The sequence below is a fragment of the Bartonella sp. AP30XZML genome, assembly GCF_042195945.1.
GTDB lineage: Bacteria > Pseudomonadota > Alphaproteobacteria > Rhizobiales > Rhizobiaceae > Bartonella.
In genome coordinates this window covers 95,518-111,668 of sequence record NZ_JBHIPJ010000053.1, presented here as the reverse complement: position 1 = coordinate 111,668, position 16,151 = coordinate 95,518, and the positions used below count along the sequence as shown (strand labels likewise).

Here is a 16,151-nt window from a genome sequence, read left to right as displayed (position 1 = left end):
AGAAAGTGTTCTAGCTGCAATCAACCAAAGTCGATTTCCCACAAAGACCAACCATACCCTATTCCATGCCATAATTCAAAATCAATACCTATCCCTCTCTCAGCTATAAACTCAAGATATTTCCTACGCTCAAATAGAAATTAGGCAGAAAAAAGCACTCTAGATTGGTTTTAGTTGTGAAATTTTGGTTGTAAAAAATGGATATACTGCTCTAAATATCGCAAGAAAGAAGCAAGGCGCTATTCTTCTCAGAACGCCCAAAAGCTGTTTTCAGTAATTCGATTTATTTTCCCACTGGATTATCATCGTTCAAAATATAGCCGCCGCTTATTGACCAAAGCGCTTAAACTACAGCAGCATCTCTAAATGAAACAAAATGCACGCTTCTAAACGTAATGAATGAGAACAAATTGACGGAAAGTTTCTGGCAATTCATGCCAATGAGGGGGTTCAAGTTCCAATGTCGGTGTATGAAGTGACACTTTTACAATTTCTTTTTTTTATTTGTTCTGATGATATTTCCCCTTCGCACAAAACAAGGGGAGTACCTCTAAGAACGCGCAAAGGCTGTTTTGAGCAATTCGATTTGTTTTCCTACAGGGTTATCATCTTCTAGAGCACAGGAGTCCGTAGTTTCCCACCCAGCACGCATATACTGTATCCGCGCTTCTAAACGCAATGAATGAGAAACAAATTGGCGAAAAATTTCTGGCAATTCATGCCAATGAGGGGTTTCAAGTTCCAATGTCGGTGTATGAAGTGACACTTTTACAATTTCTTTTTTTATTTGTTCTGATGACATTTCCCCTTCACGCTCTGCGCGAAGAAGAAGGAGTTGAGAAGCGATTTGCATAAGTCGTGTACTTAAATACATAGCCTCTTTCGCATAGACTGCAGAAACCTCTGCCGAAAGAGAGCGTGCCACTAATTTCCCTTCTGAGTCAATATACGCTGCGGTTTTTTCAATCAGCGCCATTGTTTCTTCGTAGAGACGATTAAAAGCATTTTCAAAAGCATTATGCTCAATCATGATAATAGGTTCATCATATGGACGTTTATGTACACTCACGCTTTTATACTCCAAGTATCAGCACAAAATCATACCCCTCAACGAACAGAGTATTAAAAAGTTTCTTTTGTTGCTGTATAGAACGCTTTTTTTTAAAACTGCTACCTCTTTTAATTTTTTTGCGCAACGCACTTTTTATACTAAGGTTAACGTGCCCAACAAACACTATAGGAATGTTTTTTATAAACGGATCATTTTCCTTGAAAAGGACCACTGCCAAGATTGCCGTTTTTCACAATAATAAGCGACTCCAAATTGCAAAGCAATACCCGTTATTATTAAGAAGGTATCGGAAAAAACCGTTTCTGTCATCACTGTTTTTATAATTTGTCCAAACATCGCAAAAATGGTTCCCGTTACAAAGACCGGTAAACTATGTTTTCCTAAAATTGCTAAAGGATGTTTCTGAGAAACATAAAACCATTTATTGATGCGTGGCAAAGAAAGAATGAGAAAGGCTAATGCAAGAACATGGAGTAAACGTGGCAAGCTTAAAAAGGTTTTATTAAAGTTCACCAACGGGGAAGACCAGCCAAGCCACCCCAAAATGCCCCACCAGTTTAAGCGAACCCATAACAGCGCCAACAAGAGATACGCTGCCGCACAAACAATCCAAAAAGACTGAAAAGCGATTGTTTTTCCTTGTTTAAGCGCTAAAGTACTGGTCAATCCTATGACGAATAAGAATTGCCAAGACAAAGGGTTTAAAAACCACTTTCCTTCTAAAGGATAAGAAGGAGGAGCAATTTTATAAAATCCGCAGATAAGATACAGCGTAAACGAACCCAAAAGCAGCCACTTTGTCTGTTTACAACTCAAATAAAGGATAAAAGGCGCAAAAAACATCAAAACGATATAAAGAGGAAGAATATTATTATATCCCAATTGATGCCCAAAGCTTAAGGTACTCAAAAATGCGATACCAGGCTCTTTAAAAAAGAGTCCCACATTATTCATCGATAAAAGTTTTTCTGTTCGCCATAATAAAAAGGCAGCAAAAAAAAGGCTTAACGTGACAAAAGTAGTAAAAAGATATGCGCCATAGAGCTGCAGAGCTCTGTACCACAGTTTTCGGATGATAAAAGCAAAGGATTTTTGCTGTAACCGTCCATGAAAGCTTAACCCAAGAGCAATCCCTGAAAGCAAAACAAACACTTCTGCACAATCAGAAAAACCGAAATTTCTATGGGTAAAAGACTCATAGATCGTTCTGGGAATATGGTTGATGAAAATCGTCAATAAGGCTAAAGAACGAAAAACATCAATGCGTGTATCACGATGAGAAGGTTGAGTATTATGCTCAAGAATACCTTGGTATTTCATCAGTGGACTCCCACACGTTGCAACCCCCTTGAAGTCCCATAAAATGGTGCTTACCCTTATTGCCAACAAGCATGAACAGGATGAAATTTTAATTTTTAAGTATCAAGTTTCATTTTAAGCGTTTATTTTTTAAAAGGCAAAAGTTTTTTAAAGGCAAAAGAACGAAAAGCATCCATACGTGTATCACAGCAAAAAGGCGACATATTATGCTTAAAAACACTTTCATTTCTCATAAGCAGGCTCCCACACACCCACAAATCCTTTAAATTACGTGAAAATGGTAGTCACTTTCATCGCAAATAAGCATAATAGAATGAAACTTTAATTTTTAAGCGTTATTTTTTCTAAGAAACAGGGATTTGACATGACAGAACAAAAAAATAAACCAATTGATCCACCTCTTTTCCCTCAGTTGATTTTAACACTCGATGTTCGGCGCAACACCCCACACGCATTATTGCAGCAAATTTTGCAAACAAAGTCTTTTGCATGCGTCATCCTCTATGATTCTGAAAAGTTGAAAGATGATAGCTCTTTTTTACAACAACAAGCGCAAACTTACGCAGAAGATATTCAACATCATGACGCAGCCCTTCTCATCGCTGATGACAGCCGCATTGCTGGGCGCATAAAGGCTGATGGATTGCACATAGAAGATGATCTTAACGCTCTTGAAAGCTTCAAAAATCAGCAAAAGGAACAAAAAATTATAGGCTTTGGCAATCTACGCAATCGCCATAGTGCTATGCTTGCAGCGGAAACAGGTGTTGATTACCTGTTCTTTGGAAAACTCGGTGCTGATAAAAAAACCCAAGCGCACCCCCGCAATCTCCAGTTAGCAACATGGTGGGCAGAAATTATGGAAATCCCTGCTGTTGTGCAAGCAGGAAGCGATTTTTCAACCTTTGATGAAGTCTTAAAGACTGGATGTGAATTCATTGCTGTAGAAGAAGTCATTTTGGGAAACGACAACCCCTTAATACTGCTTAAAACAATGCAAGAAAAATGTGAAAACACCCCCTTGTAATACAGGAGGAGAATTTATAAATAAAGCGTTAATAAAAATCCAAATACTCACCACTATATTACTTATATAGAACACACAATAACAGATAAAGAGGATACCTCGAAACTCAATAAAATTGCTTAATAATTCAATCAAATTGATGAAAAATCTATCGTCTTGTTTTCATATAATATATAGAAAAAAGGATCATAAAAACTTTCTCGTTCGATGTCTTATAAAGACAAAGCATTATGATTGGGGAAAATGGTCATTTTCAATATTGGTACTGAATACCAATAGCTGACGATACAAATATGCAGGGGACATAAAAATGCAATATAGCGGAACACTTGAAGATCTTACAAACATAATTTGCAAAGCTGGATATCAAATCATAGAAAGTAAATTACTAAAACATGATTCCCCTGAAATATATCAGATCAAAACCTCCGAAGGAGGCATTATTAATTGGTATAAAAGCACAAGAAAACTTCAAGTTCAAGGCAAAGAAAACATAAAACAAAAGTTAATAGAAGATTTAGCAAAGCATCTAGAAGAAACATCAACGATTCCTTCCTCAAAAACTGCCTCCAATACCTCAAATAAAAAAATCTTTATCGTTCATGGTCATGATTGTTATGCCTTAAAGGAGCTTGAAAATGCTCTTCTCAAGCTTGATCTCGAACCATACATTTTACAAAATACGAGTGGTAATGGTTTAACCATCATTCAAACTTTGAAAAAAGAAATTTGTAACGGTTCTATAAAATTTGGTATTGTACTCCTCACGCATGATGACATGGGTTATGCTATATCTCAAGATGAAGAAAAAATTCAACCCCGTGCACGACAAAAGGTTGAAGAAAAAATTCAACCCCGTGCACGACAAAACGTTATTTTCGAAATGGGCATGTTAGCTGCCGCGCTTCCTCTTGAGAGGATTGCTATTCTACAAAAAGAAGGCATTGAAATGCCTTCAGATGTTGGTGGAGTTTACTACCTTTCTTTTAAAGAGCAGGTAAAAGAAACATTTCCCAAACTTATTAAGCGCTTACAAGAAGCTGATTTCTCTTTTAATATAAATGAAATTACTCATGCATTAAATTAAATTTGAATAATGCTTCCCTTTAACTTTTAAAGCGCACGCCCAAAACCAAAAGACACCCCACCACATTCCACAGACACACACATCCTATAGGCTCAAAGAAACGATCCACCCCCCACCCTTCTTCAAACAGCAAGCGATTGTGCAAATTTTAGTGAAGAGACCGCGTGTGTATTCATTACCGTGAAAGAAATCATTTTAGTCCCTTTAATAAACACGGGGATGTTGTCATGATTTTGGTAATCGTTCCAGAAAGGTTTAAGAGGCAGATAGCCTCTGATTAGATTAAAGAAAAATAGGAAATTCACGTCGGGCATGTACTACAGCTACAATTTCGATTTGATTTGCAGCTACTCGATACAATATAAGGTAATTTGGATGCGCTACAATTTCTCGTAATCCTAATACCTTCTCACTCTGTCTGTATAAATATGGATGTTCAGCCAATGGCAGTACGGATGCTTCCAAAAACCTTTTCATTCGGCGCGCAGCAGATGGATTTTCGCGAGCAATATAGGTAACATCTGACGCAAATTGTCGCGCGCCGAAGACAACCAAACAACCGGAAGCATCACTTGTCCTGTTCAGCTTCAAGCTGACTGATTATAACTTCCATTTCAGCCATAACCTCATCATGCGGAATAGGAGGATATGGATTTGCAAGACTGCTCGCTACCTTATCGCGCAGCCATGCAGTGTAGCTGCTTCCCTGTTCAACGGTTTCGAACTCTGAAATTAGCGGAGAAAGGGTGGTCTTCATAATATATGTCCTTTCTATTCCTGAATATTGAAGATAATTACTCTTGGCTATGTTGTCAATACTAGCGAATTGAAAATGTTTAACTTTTAAGCGTCCAAAGTTCTTTTGATCTTAAAACTTAAGGCTTTTTAACCCTCTCAAAAAACACGGATCTGATATCATGATTTTGGTAATCGTTCCAGAGAGGTTTAAGAGGCAGATAGCCTCTCATTAAAAAACAAATTTTGTAAGTAAAAAACTATTTTTATTGTAAATTTCCTAAAATTACTTTATGAATTAAAGGATGTTTTGGTCGCATACGCAACGACCAAAAGGGGCCTTGAAAACCCTAGATCCGAGCGTAAAANAGGATGTTTTGGTCGCATACGCAACGACCAAAAGGGGCCTTGAAAACCCTAGATCCGAGCGTAAAAATGAACCCACTTTGTGGGTATCCCGGAATTCCGGGAGTTTTTGCTATGTCCAGGTGCTTTAAGCACTAAAAGCAAAAAGGCTGACTCGGATTCAGTGTTTTCAAGCTCCCGGAATACTCATGCGAGGGCGCTCGCAACCGGCGGGGAAAAATGCAATCTCAAAATCTTAATATTGATCTTTTTATTGGCAAAAAAATTCGTTTGAGACGAAAAATGCTAAAAATGTCTCAAACAACTTTAGGGCACGCTTTAGGCGTCAGCTTCCAACAAATTCAAAAATATGAAAAAGGCTTAAATCGTGTCAGCGCAGGGCGTTTAATGGAAATTTCTGATATCTTGAATGTTCCTATTGCCTTTTTTTACGCGGATATCATTACAAAACACCAGCCCCCATACCACCATGATGAAATTGCATCAAGTACAGAGGAATACCTACTTTTAAAAAGATTTAGAGTTCTAACAACGGTAAAAAAGAAAGCCTTTTTACAGCTGATCTCTGATGAGAATGCAAGCTAACATAACGCGATAGCGTGCGCTATTCAAAGTCCCCTTTGTGAACACTTTATTGCTTGAATGCAAAACATGCCACCCCTCCATTTAAAAAAACGACACGTTAAGAGACACTATTTTAATTTTTATTGTAAATTTCCTAAAATTACTTTATGAATTTAAAGATGTTTTGGTCGCATACGCAACGACCAAGAGGGTCTTGAAAGCCCGAAAATCTAAGCATGAATTTACCCCACTTTGTGGGTATCCCGGAATTCCGGGAGTTTTTGCTATGTCCAGGTGCTTTAAGCACTAAAAGCAAAAAAAGCTGATTAGATTTCAGTACTTTCAAGCTCCCGGAATACTCATGCGAGGGCGCTCGCAACCGGCGGGGAAAAATGCAATCTCAAAATCTTAATATTGATCTTTTTATTGGCAAAAAAATTCGTTTGAGACGAAAAATGCTAAAAATGTCTCAAACAACTTTAGGACACGCTTTAGGTGTTACTTTCCAACAAATCCAGAAATATGAAAACGGCTTAAATCGTGTCAGCGCAGGGCGATTAAAAGAAATTTCTGATATCTTGAATGTTCCACTTTCCTTTTTTTATGCCGATATCTTAACAAAACAACAGCCCGCATACCTTCATGATGAAATCGCATCAAGCACAGAGGAATACCTGCTGCTCAAAAGATTTAGAACTCTCACAACGGTAAAAAAGAAAGCCTTTTTACAGCTGATCTCTGATGAGAATGCAAGCTAACATCACACGGATAGCGCACTATTCATAAGCATTCATACGTATTTTAAAAAGCAACCTCCATTGTAAGCATTTTTTCATTTTAAGAGGAGAAGCCCTTGATATAATAGAAGATAAGCATCTTTATATACGATAACCCTTCATCATTATTATTTTTAACAGAACTATTTTAAACAGTCTGTCTCTCGTCGACATTTATGCTACTTTTTTAACTTACCCAACCCTACCTTGAACCAAGACGAAAAACTGAGAGATAAAAAGTAATATAGAAATGAAATTCTTATACGGCTTGTAATGATGAAAAAAAAATGTGAAAATTCTGATCGGTAATGAGGAGAAAACACCATGATCAAGAGAAGCGTGAAGCTGCTTATCTTAGGCGTGATTGGGCTTGCAAGTTCTGCTGTAAGTTCAGCGGGAAACACTGAAGAAATCTCAAATTCTGAAAGCTCTTTCAATACGATTCAAGAAGCTTCAAACACTCAAGAACCTTTTCAGCCCTTAAAAGCTGGAGACTATGACCAAGCCTATGACTATTACATCCAAGGTTATTATTTAAAAGCTTTTCGTGAAGCACTCCGACGTGCTGAAAAAAATGATCCTTTTGCACAAACTCTTCTTGCCCGAATTTATATGGAAGGATGTGCTGTTCCTATTGACGGTGCGCGTGCTGCTTTATGGTTTGAACGCGCCGCAAAACAGGGGGAACCCCAAGCACAACTACGCTATGGACTTATGTTGTTTGATGGTCACTTTATAAAACAAAATCAAGAACTTGGTGCGCAATTCATTCAAAAAGCTGTCAAAGCAGGCGTCAAGGAAGCCTATTTTTATTATGGACAACTGCTTCTTTATAAAGCCTCACAGGAAAAACAAGCTCTCCCTGGTGTTTCTTCCCAAAGTCGTGAAAATGAAGCAATAGAGCAAGCCTTAAAATGGTACTTAAAAGGTGCTGCTCTTGGGGATGCTGAAGCGGCTTTTTCTGCTGCAAAAATTCTTTCCTTAGGCACATTAAAACGACCAAAAGATGATCACAATGCCCGCAAGCTCATGGAAGTAGCAGCTCAAAACAACCACTTAAAAGCTCAACTTCATTTAGCACAATGGCTTGTACAAGGGCGTGGAGGAGAAACAGATTTTCAGCGTGCTTTTCATTTACTTCACAGAAATGCCGTCAACATGATTGCACCAGCACAGATTTCCCTTGCAAGGCTTTATCGAGATGGCACAGGAACAAAAGGCGATACAATAATGGCAGCGGCATGGTATATGCTTGCAAAGGAGGCAAAAATGCAAGCTCCTGATCTTGAAATAATGCTCCAAGGCATGGACAAGACACAACTAGAAAAAGCGCACAAAGAAGCAATAAAGCTCCTTCCTGTTTTTTAAAATACTCCTCTCTGCTTCAAAAAGATAAAATTTATAGAAATTCCGGGAGATTTTGCTCTGTCCAGGTGCTTTAAGCACTAAAAGCAAAAAGGCTGATTCGGACTCAGTGTTTTTAACTCCCGGAATACCAACGCGAGGGCGCTCGCAACCGGCGGGGGCTTTAAAATGCGAGCCAAAAATCTTGATAACGACATTTTCATTGGCAAAAAAATTCGTTTGAGACGAAAAATGCTAAAAATGTCTCAAAAAACATTAGGTCAACATTTAGGTGTTACTTTCCAACAAATCCAGAAATATGAAACCGGCTTAAATCGTGTCAGCGCAAGGCGTTTAAAAGAAATTGCCGATATCTTAAATGTTCCACTTGTCTTTTTCTATGCGGACACCTCAGCAAAACAACAGCCCCCATACCCTCATGATGAAATCGCATCAAGTACAGAAGAATACCTGCTGCTCAAAAGATTTAGAGTTCTAACCTCGATAAAACAGAAAGCCTTTTTACAGCTGATCTCTGATGAGAATGCAAGCTAACATCACGCGATAGCGTACGCTATTCAAAGCCCCCTTGTGAACACTTTATTGCTTAAATGCAAAACATGCCACCCCTCCATTTTAAGAAACGACACGTTAAGAGACGCTATTTTAATTTTTATTGTAAATTTCCTGAAATTACTTTATGAATTAAAAGATGTTTTGGTCGCATACGCAACGACCAAAAGGGGCCTTGAAAACCCTAAGTTCTAGCGTAAAGATGAACCCACTTTGTGGGTATCCCGGAATTCCGGGAGTTTTTGCTATGTCCAGGTGCTTTAAGCACTAAAAGCAAAAAGGCTGACTAGAACTCAGTATTTTCAAGCTCCCGGAATACCAACGCGAGGGCGCTCGCAACCGGCGGGGGCTTTAAAATGCGAGCCAAAAATCTTGATAATGACATTTTCATTGGCAAAAAGATTCGTTTGAGACGAAAAATGCTAAAAATGTCTCAAAAAACATTAGGTCAACATTTAGGTGTTACTTTCCAACAAATCCAGAAATATGAAAACGGCTTAAATCGTGTCAGCGCAGGGCGTTTAAAAGAAATTGCCGATATCTTAAATGTTCCACTTGTCTTTTTCTATGCGGATATCTTAACAAAACAACAGCCCCCGTACTCTCATGATGAAATCGCATCAAGTACAGAGGAATACCTACTGCTCAAAAGATTTAGAGTTCTAACCTCGATAAAACAAAGAGCCATTTTACAATTACTCTCTGATCAAAATGAAAGCTTTTAACATCATAATATAGGGCGCTACACTCTCTATTCTTGACTTGCCTCCCACCCCTCAAAGGACAGAAGCCCCTTCCCTATCCAGTTGGGAAACAATCCGTCTTCTCAGAACAGAACTCTTTTAGCTTCCCATTTTATGTGGTTCATTTCACAAAATTATCCGGACAAGCTCTCCCTCAAATATTCACCACACACTCTCATAAAAACATCACATGTACAAAATTTGATGCCTTACAAACACCACACCTCAAACGATAGTATTTAAAAAAACAGAATAAACATTCATACGTATTTAAAAAAAGATAGCCCTTAAAAAGCAATGCTTGAAAATTTTTTTGGTCGATCTGGAACAGCACCTAACGCATCATTTTATAATAGTGATCGAGGATATGATCTTAACATGCAAACGCAAAAAATTGCTTTTTTATCATAATCACTAAAAGCAGCTGTTTATTAAAATATACGCCACCAGAAGCACTTCAAGCAGCCTTTACAGCTGAAACCATTATTCATCGATTAATTAACCGATTGATTAGATACCGATATGTTGTTAATGTGCTATAAGTAAAGTTGCTCTTATTTCTGGAAGAGGAGCTTCGCAAATAAAGAGCAACAATAAGTAAGGGGAATTAAAGATGTTAAAATATTTATTGCTGTCACCGGTTGTGTTGGTAGCTGGTTGCGCATCTGTAGGCAATTATTCATCAAATTATGTTGATCAAAGTCTTACAAAGCGTCAGGCACAATTAGTCGCTAACAAATTTATTAGCGGTAACAAAGGGTTTTTACCACCCGCTACAACCACACTTCTTATAAAGAAAAATAATACAGCAGACAACTTTACTCCTTTATTTATCAATCTGTTGCGACGGAATGGATATAATGTGATCTATACAGATCAACCTCAAAAGCAACAAAATATGGGTGTGATTTTGAGTTATAGAATAAGATTAAATAGTAGCACTATAGTGTCTCTTTTTCAGTATAACGTGAATGGAGAGCCGCGTTCTTATATAAATACTCATCCCAGATGAACCCGCTATTTAATGTAAACATTCTCTATATTTTACACGTAAAGACTTAAAAGCTCTTGTGAAAGCCAAAGAGATTTACACCTCAATAAAAAACCTCATTTTTAGCCAGAGTGGATAAATTTTATTATAGATTGTAACAATACAAAATAGTGTAAGTTATAGCTTTAAGATTTAAAGAAAGAAAAATACTAAAAATAATGAAAATGCCCCATACCCTAGCAAATTATTACGCGAAGATATAAATGCAAAACTTGGCTTATCTGTGATTGAAGCGGCTGAATAGCTTTCTATATCCTGTGTAGCATTTTCTAGGGTATTGGTAAAAATCCTTATAACGACATTTTCAATGGCAAATTCATTGGCAAAAAAGTTCGTTTGAGACGAAAAATGCTTAAAATGTCTCAAAAAACATTAGGTCAACATTTAGGTGCCACTTTCCAACAAATCCAGAAATATGAAAACGGCTTAAATCGTGTCAGCATAGGGCGTTTAAAATAAATTGCCGCTATCTCAAATGTTCTACTTTCCTTTTTCTATGCTGATATCTTAACAAAACAACAGCCCCCGTACTCTCATGATGAAATCGCATCAAGTACAGAAAAATACCTGCTGCTCAAAAAATTTAGAGTCCTAACCTCGATAAAACAAAGAGCCATTTTACAGCTCATCTCTGATGAGAATACAAACGAACACCCTGTGACAACACACCACGCTCTATCCCATGAGACACTATAATAAACTCCGTATTCACATATTCATCACATATTCTTAATTAAAAACACCTCATGGTTTTAGGGAACTTATATCATTGCCATCAATTATATTATTGCCATCAATGATGATATTTTACGACACAACGGGATAAATTTCCCCAAAAATTCTAAAAAATTTTTGTGCAAATTTTTAAAAAGCTTGCGTCTGAGCGCTTTTTATGGTCTTGCAAAGAACTGAAAAGCAAAAATACATAAAGGTCCTTTTTTACTTAAGCTTTTCTCTTTGCAAAAAGCAGGAGAAAGCCCATAAAGAGCACACAGGACCATGAGAGAGCAGCAAGGTTAATCAAAGGGATTTTAGCCCGAAAATAACAAAAGAGCTTGACTGTTAAAGGCAGCAAAGAAAAGCGCCATAAAGACAACAAGAGAGTTCTTTTTGCAAGAATAGAATTGGATAGAAACGATGAAAATTAATGGCAATGAAATTCGCCCTGGTAATGTGATCGAACATCAAGGAAGCTTATGGGTTGCTGTTAAATGCAACGCTGTAAAACCAGGAAAAGGTGGTGCATTTAACCAAGTTGAAATGAAAAATTTGATTGATGGTACAAAACTTAATGAGCGATTTCGCGCTGCTGAGACCGTTGAACGCGTGCGCCTTGAACAAAAAGATTTCACATTTCTTTATCAACAAGGGGATGCTTTGGTCTTTATGGATTCAGAATCTTATGAACAACTAGAACTTCAAAAGGATTTTGTTGGTGAACGTGCTGCTTTTCTCCAAGATGGGATGACTGTCACAGTTGAACTTTATCAAGAAAAGCCTATTGGCATCTCACTTCCTGATCAAGTTGCTGTCACAATTGCGGAAGCCGATCCTGCCATCAAAGGACAAACGGTTACCTCCTCTTATAAACCCGCCATTCTTGAAAACGGGATTCGTATTCTTGTTCCCCCCTTTATGAATGCTGGTGAACGTATCATTGTAGACACCAATGAGTTGATTTATTTGCGTCGCGCAAATGAAAAAGATAAATAAAGGAATAAAAAATGGCCCATTCTGCAGTCATGAATGTCATGGTGCAAGCTGCAATGAAAGCAGGACGCTCGTTGGTACGTGATTACGGTGAAGTGCAAAATTTGCAAGTGTCTTTGAAAGGACCAGCAGATTATGTCAGCCAAGCAGATCGCAAAGCGGAAAAAATTATTTTCAATGAATTAAGCAAAGCGCGCCCCAAATTTGGTTTTCTGATGGAAGAGTCAGAAGAAATCATTGGAGAAGATTCACAACACCGTTTTATTGTTGACCCTTTAGATGGCACCACAAATTTTCTCCATGGCATTCCTTTTTTTGCTGTTTCCATTGCCTTAGAAAGCCAAGGAAAAATCGTTGGTGGTGTCATTTACAATCCCGTGAATGATGAACTCTTCACCGCAGAACGCGGGTGTGGTGCTTTTTTCAATGACCGCCGCTGTCGCGTTTCTGCTCGACGCAGACTAGAAGATTGTGTCATTGCCACAGGAATGCCTCATTTTGGTCGCCCAAATCATGGAACCTACCTTATTGAATTACGTAATGTGATGGCAGAGGTTGCCGGACTTCGCCGTTTTGGTGCTGCTGCTCTTGATTTAGCTTATGTGGCTGCTGGAAGAACCGATGGCTTTTGGGAAGATAACCTGCAAATTTGGGATATGGCTGCTGGAATACTGATGGTTCGTGAAGCCGGTGGTTTTGTCACCGATAAAGAAGGCGGCAACAATATATTTCGCAAAAAAAATATCATTGCCGGCAATGAACACATTCGCCTAAAATTAGAAAAAACCCTCAAAAAAGGCATTTAGACCTCAGAAAAGATCTAGCAGATGACCTCAGCCAAGCAGATCGCAAAGCGGAAAAAATTATTTTCAATGAATTAAGCAAAGCGCGCCCCAAATTTGGTTTTCTGATGGAAGAGTCAGAAGAAATCATTGGAGAAGATTCACAACACCGTTTTATTGTTGACCCTTTGAGATGGCACCACAAATTTTCTCCATGGCATTCCTTTTTTTGCTGTTTCCATTGCTTTAGAAAGCCAAGGGAAAGTCGTTGCTGGTGTCATTTACAATCCCGTGAGTGATGAACTCTTCACCGCAGAACGCAGGTATGGTGCTTTTTTCAATAACCGACGCTGTCGCGTTTCTGCTCGACGCAGACTGGAAGATTGTGTCATTGCTACAAGCATGCCTCATTTTGGTCGCCCAGGTCATGGAACCTATCTTATTGAATTACGCAATATAATGATGGAAGTTGCCGGACTTCACCGTTTTGGTGCTGCTGCTCTTGATTTAGCTTATGTTGCTTCTGGCAGAACCGATGGCTTTTGGGAAGATAACCTGCAAATTTGGGATATGGCTGCTGGAATACTGATGGTTCGCAAAAACGGTGGTTTTGTCACCGATAAAGAAAGCGGCAGCGATATATTTCGCAAAAAAAAATATCATCACAACAAAACGCCCCAAGAAGCAACAACGACATCAGAAGCCAACATTCTCCCCTACTTCTCTTAAGAAATCACCGACTACACAGCAAAAAAGATTGACTATAATTTAAAATATCCCCTCTCTGCTAAGGGCTATCACATATGCCTCTCATAGTTTTCACCTCTACATGACAACAGAAATTTTAGCAAATCCATTGATTTATACAGCCATTCCCCCCCTTCATTTAACCATTATCTCAGATAGTCTATGAAATACTCTCGAGATTTATAGTAACAAAAATCTTTGTTTTCCAAAATTGCTTTCTGCATTTCACTTGCAAGCTGCTCTTTATCTTTTTCAACAACCTCTTTCAGCGCCTTTACCTTCTCATTACCGAAGATAATTTTTAATTTTTCTTTTAACTTTTTTTCCTCAACAAGCTTCTCCCAAAAGATCAATCGGTTATCGCATTTCTCATTTGATGATTTCATCCACTCTTTAACGCCTAATTTGTAAGCTTCTTCAAATGTTGGATTCCCTTCAACAATGGAAAGCTTTTTTGCTCTATTTGTGTCATTCTCTTTACAAGTATTGATTACATCTCTAACTGTGACAGAATGGCAACCATTATCAAAGGCAACATAGCCTTTTTTCACTGTTTTAATAAGCTTCTTATAGTAAATGAAAGTTTCTCTTGCCTCCTTATAATCACTGGAAATATCACACAACAACAACAACACATTCTTTTTACAATATAATAATAAAGTACACTCACCAGACCAAGATTCCGAAAGCTTTAGCATTTTCTCTATCTCTTTGTGTTCTATACTTATAGATATGTTGTCCCACAAAGTATCTGTAAATTTTTTCTTTTCATCCTCCCCTGTAAAGTTTTCCTTTTGGTGCTGTTTGCATTCAGCTGTAATCATATCATCAAGAACATATAACCACCAATGAAGTAATAACATCGTAGGTTGACTCCGTTTTTTGTTCGTAAGAGGATCTACAAACTTTTGCAGAGTTATTCCATTCTTGCTCATTAATCGCACTGCTTTTACAAAAAATTTCCTAAAATATGAGGTATCCAAGAGACTACATATTTTTTTGTAATGTTCATAAGTAAGTTTTTTTCCAAGTGCTTGCTTGTACAATAAACGCACTTTGTGATCCCCTCGAACACAAATATCCTTTACCAATGGAAGCCGATCTCCACTGAATTTCATATCTTCCCTAGGATTTTTTATCCCCAGTACGTCTCTTTCCCATAGCCTTACTCCCTCATCCCATTGTTTCAACCATTCCTGCGATATTTTTTGAGTTTTTTTAACAAGCCTTTGTTCCCCTTGTGCAATAATATCTTGATATCCAGCGCAATCTTGCTCTTTTTGCTCAAGTCGTTCAGTCAATTGAAGACACTTCTGTTCCCCTTGTGCAATAATATCTTTATGTCCAGCGCATTCTTGCTCTTTTTGCTCAAGTCGTTCAGTCAATTGAAGACACTTCTGTTCCCATTGTGCAATAATATCTTTATGTCCAGCGCATTCTTGCTCTTTTCGCTCAAGTTGTTCAGTCAATTGAAGACACTTCTGTTCCCATTGTGCAATAATAGCTTGATATCCAGCGCACTCTTGCTCTTTTTGCTCAAGTCGTTCAGTCAATTGAAGACACTTCTGTTCCCCTTGTGCAATAATATCTTTATGTCCAGCACATTCTTGCTCTTTTTGCTCAAGTTGTTTAGTTAAATGCTTGTTCTGATAAATTGCCAATGCAAGCATTAAGCTTCCCCCACAACACACTATCATTGCCAAACCGAACAAAAAATCCACTGAGTATCCCAAATACCACCACTTCCCCATCAATATGATGCAGAAAATCATAACGCCGCATCTTACACTCCCATATTTTTTCCCCCATTTCCAAATGACCTTAATTGTAGCTATTCTGAAAGCTATTGCCAATTTTATGTCTTCTTCCATTCTTGCTCTCTTCTATCCTCACCAACATTTAACGCAGCTCTTTTATCGATCCCTCGATATTGTATCATTATGTGTACATATGATTTAAAAATCACTACATATTATATTTTAATAAAAACAACACACAAAATATAGATATTTTTGTTTGTAAAATAAAACAATTTGTATTTAATAATGCTGTTTTAGTGATTTATGTACTTTAAAGAAAAGCCTTATAAGCCCTCAAAATGCATGATCCATGAAATATTGATTTTCAAAGTAATAAAAACCTTAACTCAACCAAACAGCAAAACAAACTGCGTGCTTTGTTCGCACTGTTTTATAACATCAATAAAAAGCGCCTCTCTGCCTATTTAGCAGTTCTTCTTTAAGTAGCCCAGCAC

General features: G+C 37.8%; 16 protein-coding genes and 3 pseudogenes. 12 read left to right on the top strand and 7 right to left on the bottom strand.

Translation table 11 applies throughout. From position 1 onward, the window contains the following. Positions 1 to 283 precede the first annotated feature (283 nt). From ACFIL2_RS03995 to ACFIL2_RS03985, 3 genes and pseudogenes are all read right to left on the bottom strand, one after another. Positions 284 to 528 (bottom strand): annotated as a pseudogene (locus ACFIL2_RS03995) (DUF1465 domain-containing protein); the annotation flags it as partial. A gap of 22 nt (positions 529 to 550) precedes the next feature. Beyond that, a complete protein-coding gene (locus tag ACFIL2_RS03990; protein WP_375676986.1) occupies positions 551 to 1,069 on the bottom strand; it encodes a DUF1465 family protein in 519 nt (172 codons plus the stop codon). A 180-nt stretch (positions 1,070 to 1,249) separates the two neighbouring features. Further along, on the bottom strand, positions 1,250 to 2,392 hold the full coding sequence (locus ACFIL2_RS03985) for an OpgC family protein (protein WP_375642894.1): 1,143 nt from the start codon (positions 2,390 to 2,392) through the stop codon (positions 1,250 to 1,252). A 364-nt stretch (positions 2,393 to 2,756) separates the two neighbouring features. Between ACFIL2_RS03985 and ACFIL2_RS03980 the strand changes: the two genes are divergently transcribed. Both ACFIL2_RS03980 and ACFIL2_RS03975 read left to right on the top strand, forming a co-directional pair. Further along, positions 2,757 to 3,419: a thiamine phosphate synthase gene (locus ACFIL2_RS03980; protein ID WP_375642895.1), complete on the top strand. Its 663-nt coding sequence runs from the start codon at positions 2,757 to 2,759 to the stop codon at positions 3,417 to 3,419. 310 nt (positions 3,420 to 3,729) lie between these two features. Continuing rightward, positions 3,730 to 4,506: a TIR domain-containing protein gene (locus tag ACFIL2_RS03975; RefSeq protein WP_375633428.1), complete on the top strand. Its 777-nt coding sequence runs from the start codon at positions 3,730 to 3,732 to the stop codon at positions 4,504 to 4,506. A 282-nt stretch (positions 4,507 to 4,788) separates the two neighbouring features. Here the strand turns inward: ACFIL2_RS03975 and ACFIL2_RS03970 are convergent, their stop codons facing one another. Then, a complete protein-coding gene (locus ACFIL2_RS03970) occupies positions 4,789 to 5,097 on the bottom strand; it encodes a type II toxin-antitoxin system RelE/ParE family toxin (RefSeq protein WP_375627984.1) in 309 nt (102 codons plus the stop codon). Continuing rightward, positions 5,075 to 5,263, bottom strand: coding sequence for an antitoxin (locus tag ACFIL2_RS03965; RefSeq protein ID WP_375640363.1), 189 nt, complete (start codon positions 5,261 to 5,263; stop codon positions 5,075 to 5,077). The genes ACFIL2_RS03970 and ACFIL2_RS03965 overlap by 23 nt, the downstream gene beginning before the upstream one ends. Positions 5,264 to 5,826: 563 nt before the next feature. Between ACFIL2_RS03965 and ACFIL2_RS03960 the strand changes: the two genes are divergently transcribed. The 10 genes and pseudogenes from ACFIL2_RS03960 to ACFIL2_RS03915 all read left to right on the top strand — a co-directional run. Further along, positions 5,827 to 6,192, top strand: coding sequence for a helix-turn-helix domain-containing protein (locus ACFIL2_RS03960; protein ID WP_375680196.1), 366 nt, complete (start codon positions 5,827 to 5,829; stop codon positions 6,190 to 6,192). Positions 6,193 to 6,563: 371 nt separating this feature from the next. After that, positions 6,564 to 6,929: a helix-turn-helix domain-containing protein gene (locus ACFIL2_RS03955; protein ID WP_375617863.1), complete on the top strand. Its 366-nt coding sequence runs from the start codon at positions 6,564 to 6,566 to the stop codon at positions 6,927 to 6,929. 342 nt (positions 6,930 to 7,271) lie between these two features. Next, on the top strand, positions 7,272 to 8,315 hold the full coding sequence (locus ACFIL2_RS03950) for a tetratricopeptide repeat protein (protein ID WP_375676984.1): 1,044 nt from the start codon (positions 7,272 to 7,274) through the stop codon (positions 8,313 to 8,315). A gap of 165 nt (positions 8,316 to 8,480) precedes the next feature. After that, positions 8,481 to 8,846, top strand: a complete 366-nt coding sequence (locus ACFIL2_RS03945) for a helix-turn-helix domain-containing protein (RefSeq protein ID WP_375680195.1) — start codon at positions 8,481 to 8,483, stop codon at positions 8,844 to 8,846. A 374-nt stretch (positions 8,847 to 9,220) separates the two neighbouring features. Next, on the top strand, positions 9,221 to 9,589 hold the full coding sequence (locus tag ACFIL2_RS03940) for a helix-turn-helix domain-containing protein (protein ID WP_375638272.1): 369 nt from the start codon (positions 9,221 to 9,223) through the stop codon (positions 9,587 to 9,589). A gap of 631 nt (positions 9,590 to 10,220) precedes the next feature. Beyond that, positions 10,221 to 10,619, top strand: a complete 399-nt coding sequence (locus tag ACFIL2_RS03935) for a hypothetical protein (protein ID WP_375634416.1) — start codon at positions 10,221 to 10,223, stop codon at positions 10,617 to 10,619. 315 nt (positions 10,620 to 10,934) lie between these two features. Next, positions 10,935 to 11,354: pseudogene (locus tag ACFIL2_RS03930) on the top strand (helix-turn-helix domain-containing protein). A gap of 441 nt (positions 11,355 to 11,795) precedes the next feature. Then, a complete protein-coding gene (efp, locus tag ACFIL2_RS03925; protein ID WP_015856958.1) occupies positions 11,796 to 12,371 on the top strand; it encodes an elongation factor P in 576 nt (191 codons plus the stop codon). Between the two features lie 11 nt (positions 12,372 to 12,382). Beyond that, positions 12,383 to 13,174 (top strand): inositol monophosphatase family protein, encoded by a 792-nt coding sequence (locus ACFIL2_RS03920; RefSeq protein WP_375620999.1) that lies wholly within the window; start codon positions 12,383 to 12,385, stop codon positions 13,172 to 13,174. Positions 13,175 to 13,182: 8 nt separating this feature from the next. Beyond that, positions 13,183 to 13,879: pseudogene (locus ACFIL2_RS03915) on the top strand (inositol monophosphatase family protein); the annotation flags it as partial. A 164-nt stretch (positions 13,880 to 14,043) separates the two neighbouring features. Here ACFIL2_RS03915 and ACFIL2_RS03910 read toward each other — a convergent pair. Both ACFIL2_RS03910 and ACFIL2_RS03905 read right to left on the bottom strand, forming a co-directional pair. Next, entirely contained in the window at positions 14,044 to 15,366 is a 1,323-nt protein-coding gene (locus tag ACFIL2_RS03910; protein WP_375680194.1) for a hypothetical protein, read from the bottom strand. A 160-nt stretch (positions 15,367 to 15,526) separates the two neighbouring features. Then, a complete protein-coding gene (locus tag ACFIL2_RS03905; RefSeq protein WP_375680193.1) occupies positions 15,527 to 15,679 on the bottom strand; it encodes a hypothetical protein in 153 nt (50 codons plus the stop codon). Between the last annotated feature and the right edge of the window lie 472 nt (positions 15,680 to 16,151).

Excerpts from the sequence above, each read along its gene's own strand:
- ACFIL2_RS03940 (WP_375638272.1), top strand. The coding sequence starts at position 9,221 with ATGCGAGCCAAAAATCTTGATAATGACATTTTCATTGGCAAAAAGATT.
- ACFIL2_RS03945 (WP_375680195.1), top strand. The coding sequence starts at position 8,481 with ATGCGAGCCAAAAATCTTGATAACGACATTTTCATTGGCAAAAAAATT.
- ACFIL2_RS03985 (WP_375642894.1), bottom strand. The coding sequence starts at position 2,392 with ATGAAATACCAAGGTATTCTTGAGCATAATACTCAACCTTCTCATCGT.
- ACFIL2_RS03980 (WP_375642895.1), top strand. The coding sequence starts at position 2,757 with ATGACAGAACAAAAAAATAAACCAATTGATCCACCTCTTTTCCCTCAG.
- ACFIL2_RS03955 (WP_375617863.1), top strand. The coding sequence starts at position 6,564 with ATGCAATCTCAAAATCTTAATATTGATCTTTTTATTGGCAAAAAAATT.
- ACFIL2_RS03975 (WP_375633428.1), top strand. The coding sequence starts at position 3,730 with ATGCAATATAGCGGAACACTTGAAGATCTTACAAACATAATTTGCAAA.
- ACFIL2_RS03950 (WP_375676984.1), top strand. The coding sequence starts at position 7,272 with ATGATCAAGAGAAGCGTGAAGCTGCTTATCTTAGGCGTGATTGGGCTT.
- ACFIL2_RS03965 (WP_375640363.1), bottom strand. The coding sequence starts at position 5,263 with ATGAAGACCACCCTTTCTCCGCTAATTTCAGAGTTCGAAACCGTTGAA.
- ACFIL2_RS03905 (WP_375680193.1), bottom strand. The coding sequence starts at position 15,679 with ATGCGGCGTTATGATTTTCTGCATCATATTGATGGGGAAGTGGTGGTA.
- ACFIL2_RS03920 (WP_375620999.1), top strand. The coding sequence starts at position 12,383 with ATGGCCCATTCTGCAGTCATGAATGTCATGGTGCAAGCTGCAATGAAA.
- ACFIL2_RS03960 (WP_375680196.1), top strand. The coding sequence starts at position 5,827 with ATGCAATCTCAAAATCTTAATATTGATCTTTTTATTGGCAAAAAAATT.
- efp (WP_015856958.1), top strand. The coding sequence starts at position 11,796 with ATGAAAATTAATGGCAATGAAATTCGCCCTGGTAATGTGATCGAACAT.
- ACFIL2_RS03935 (WP_375634416.1), top strand. The coding sequence starts at position 10,221 with ATGTTAAAATATTTATTGCTGTCACCGGTTGTGTTGGTAGCTGGTTGC.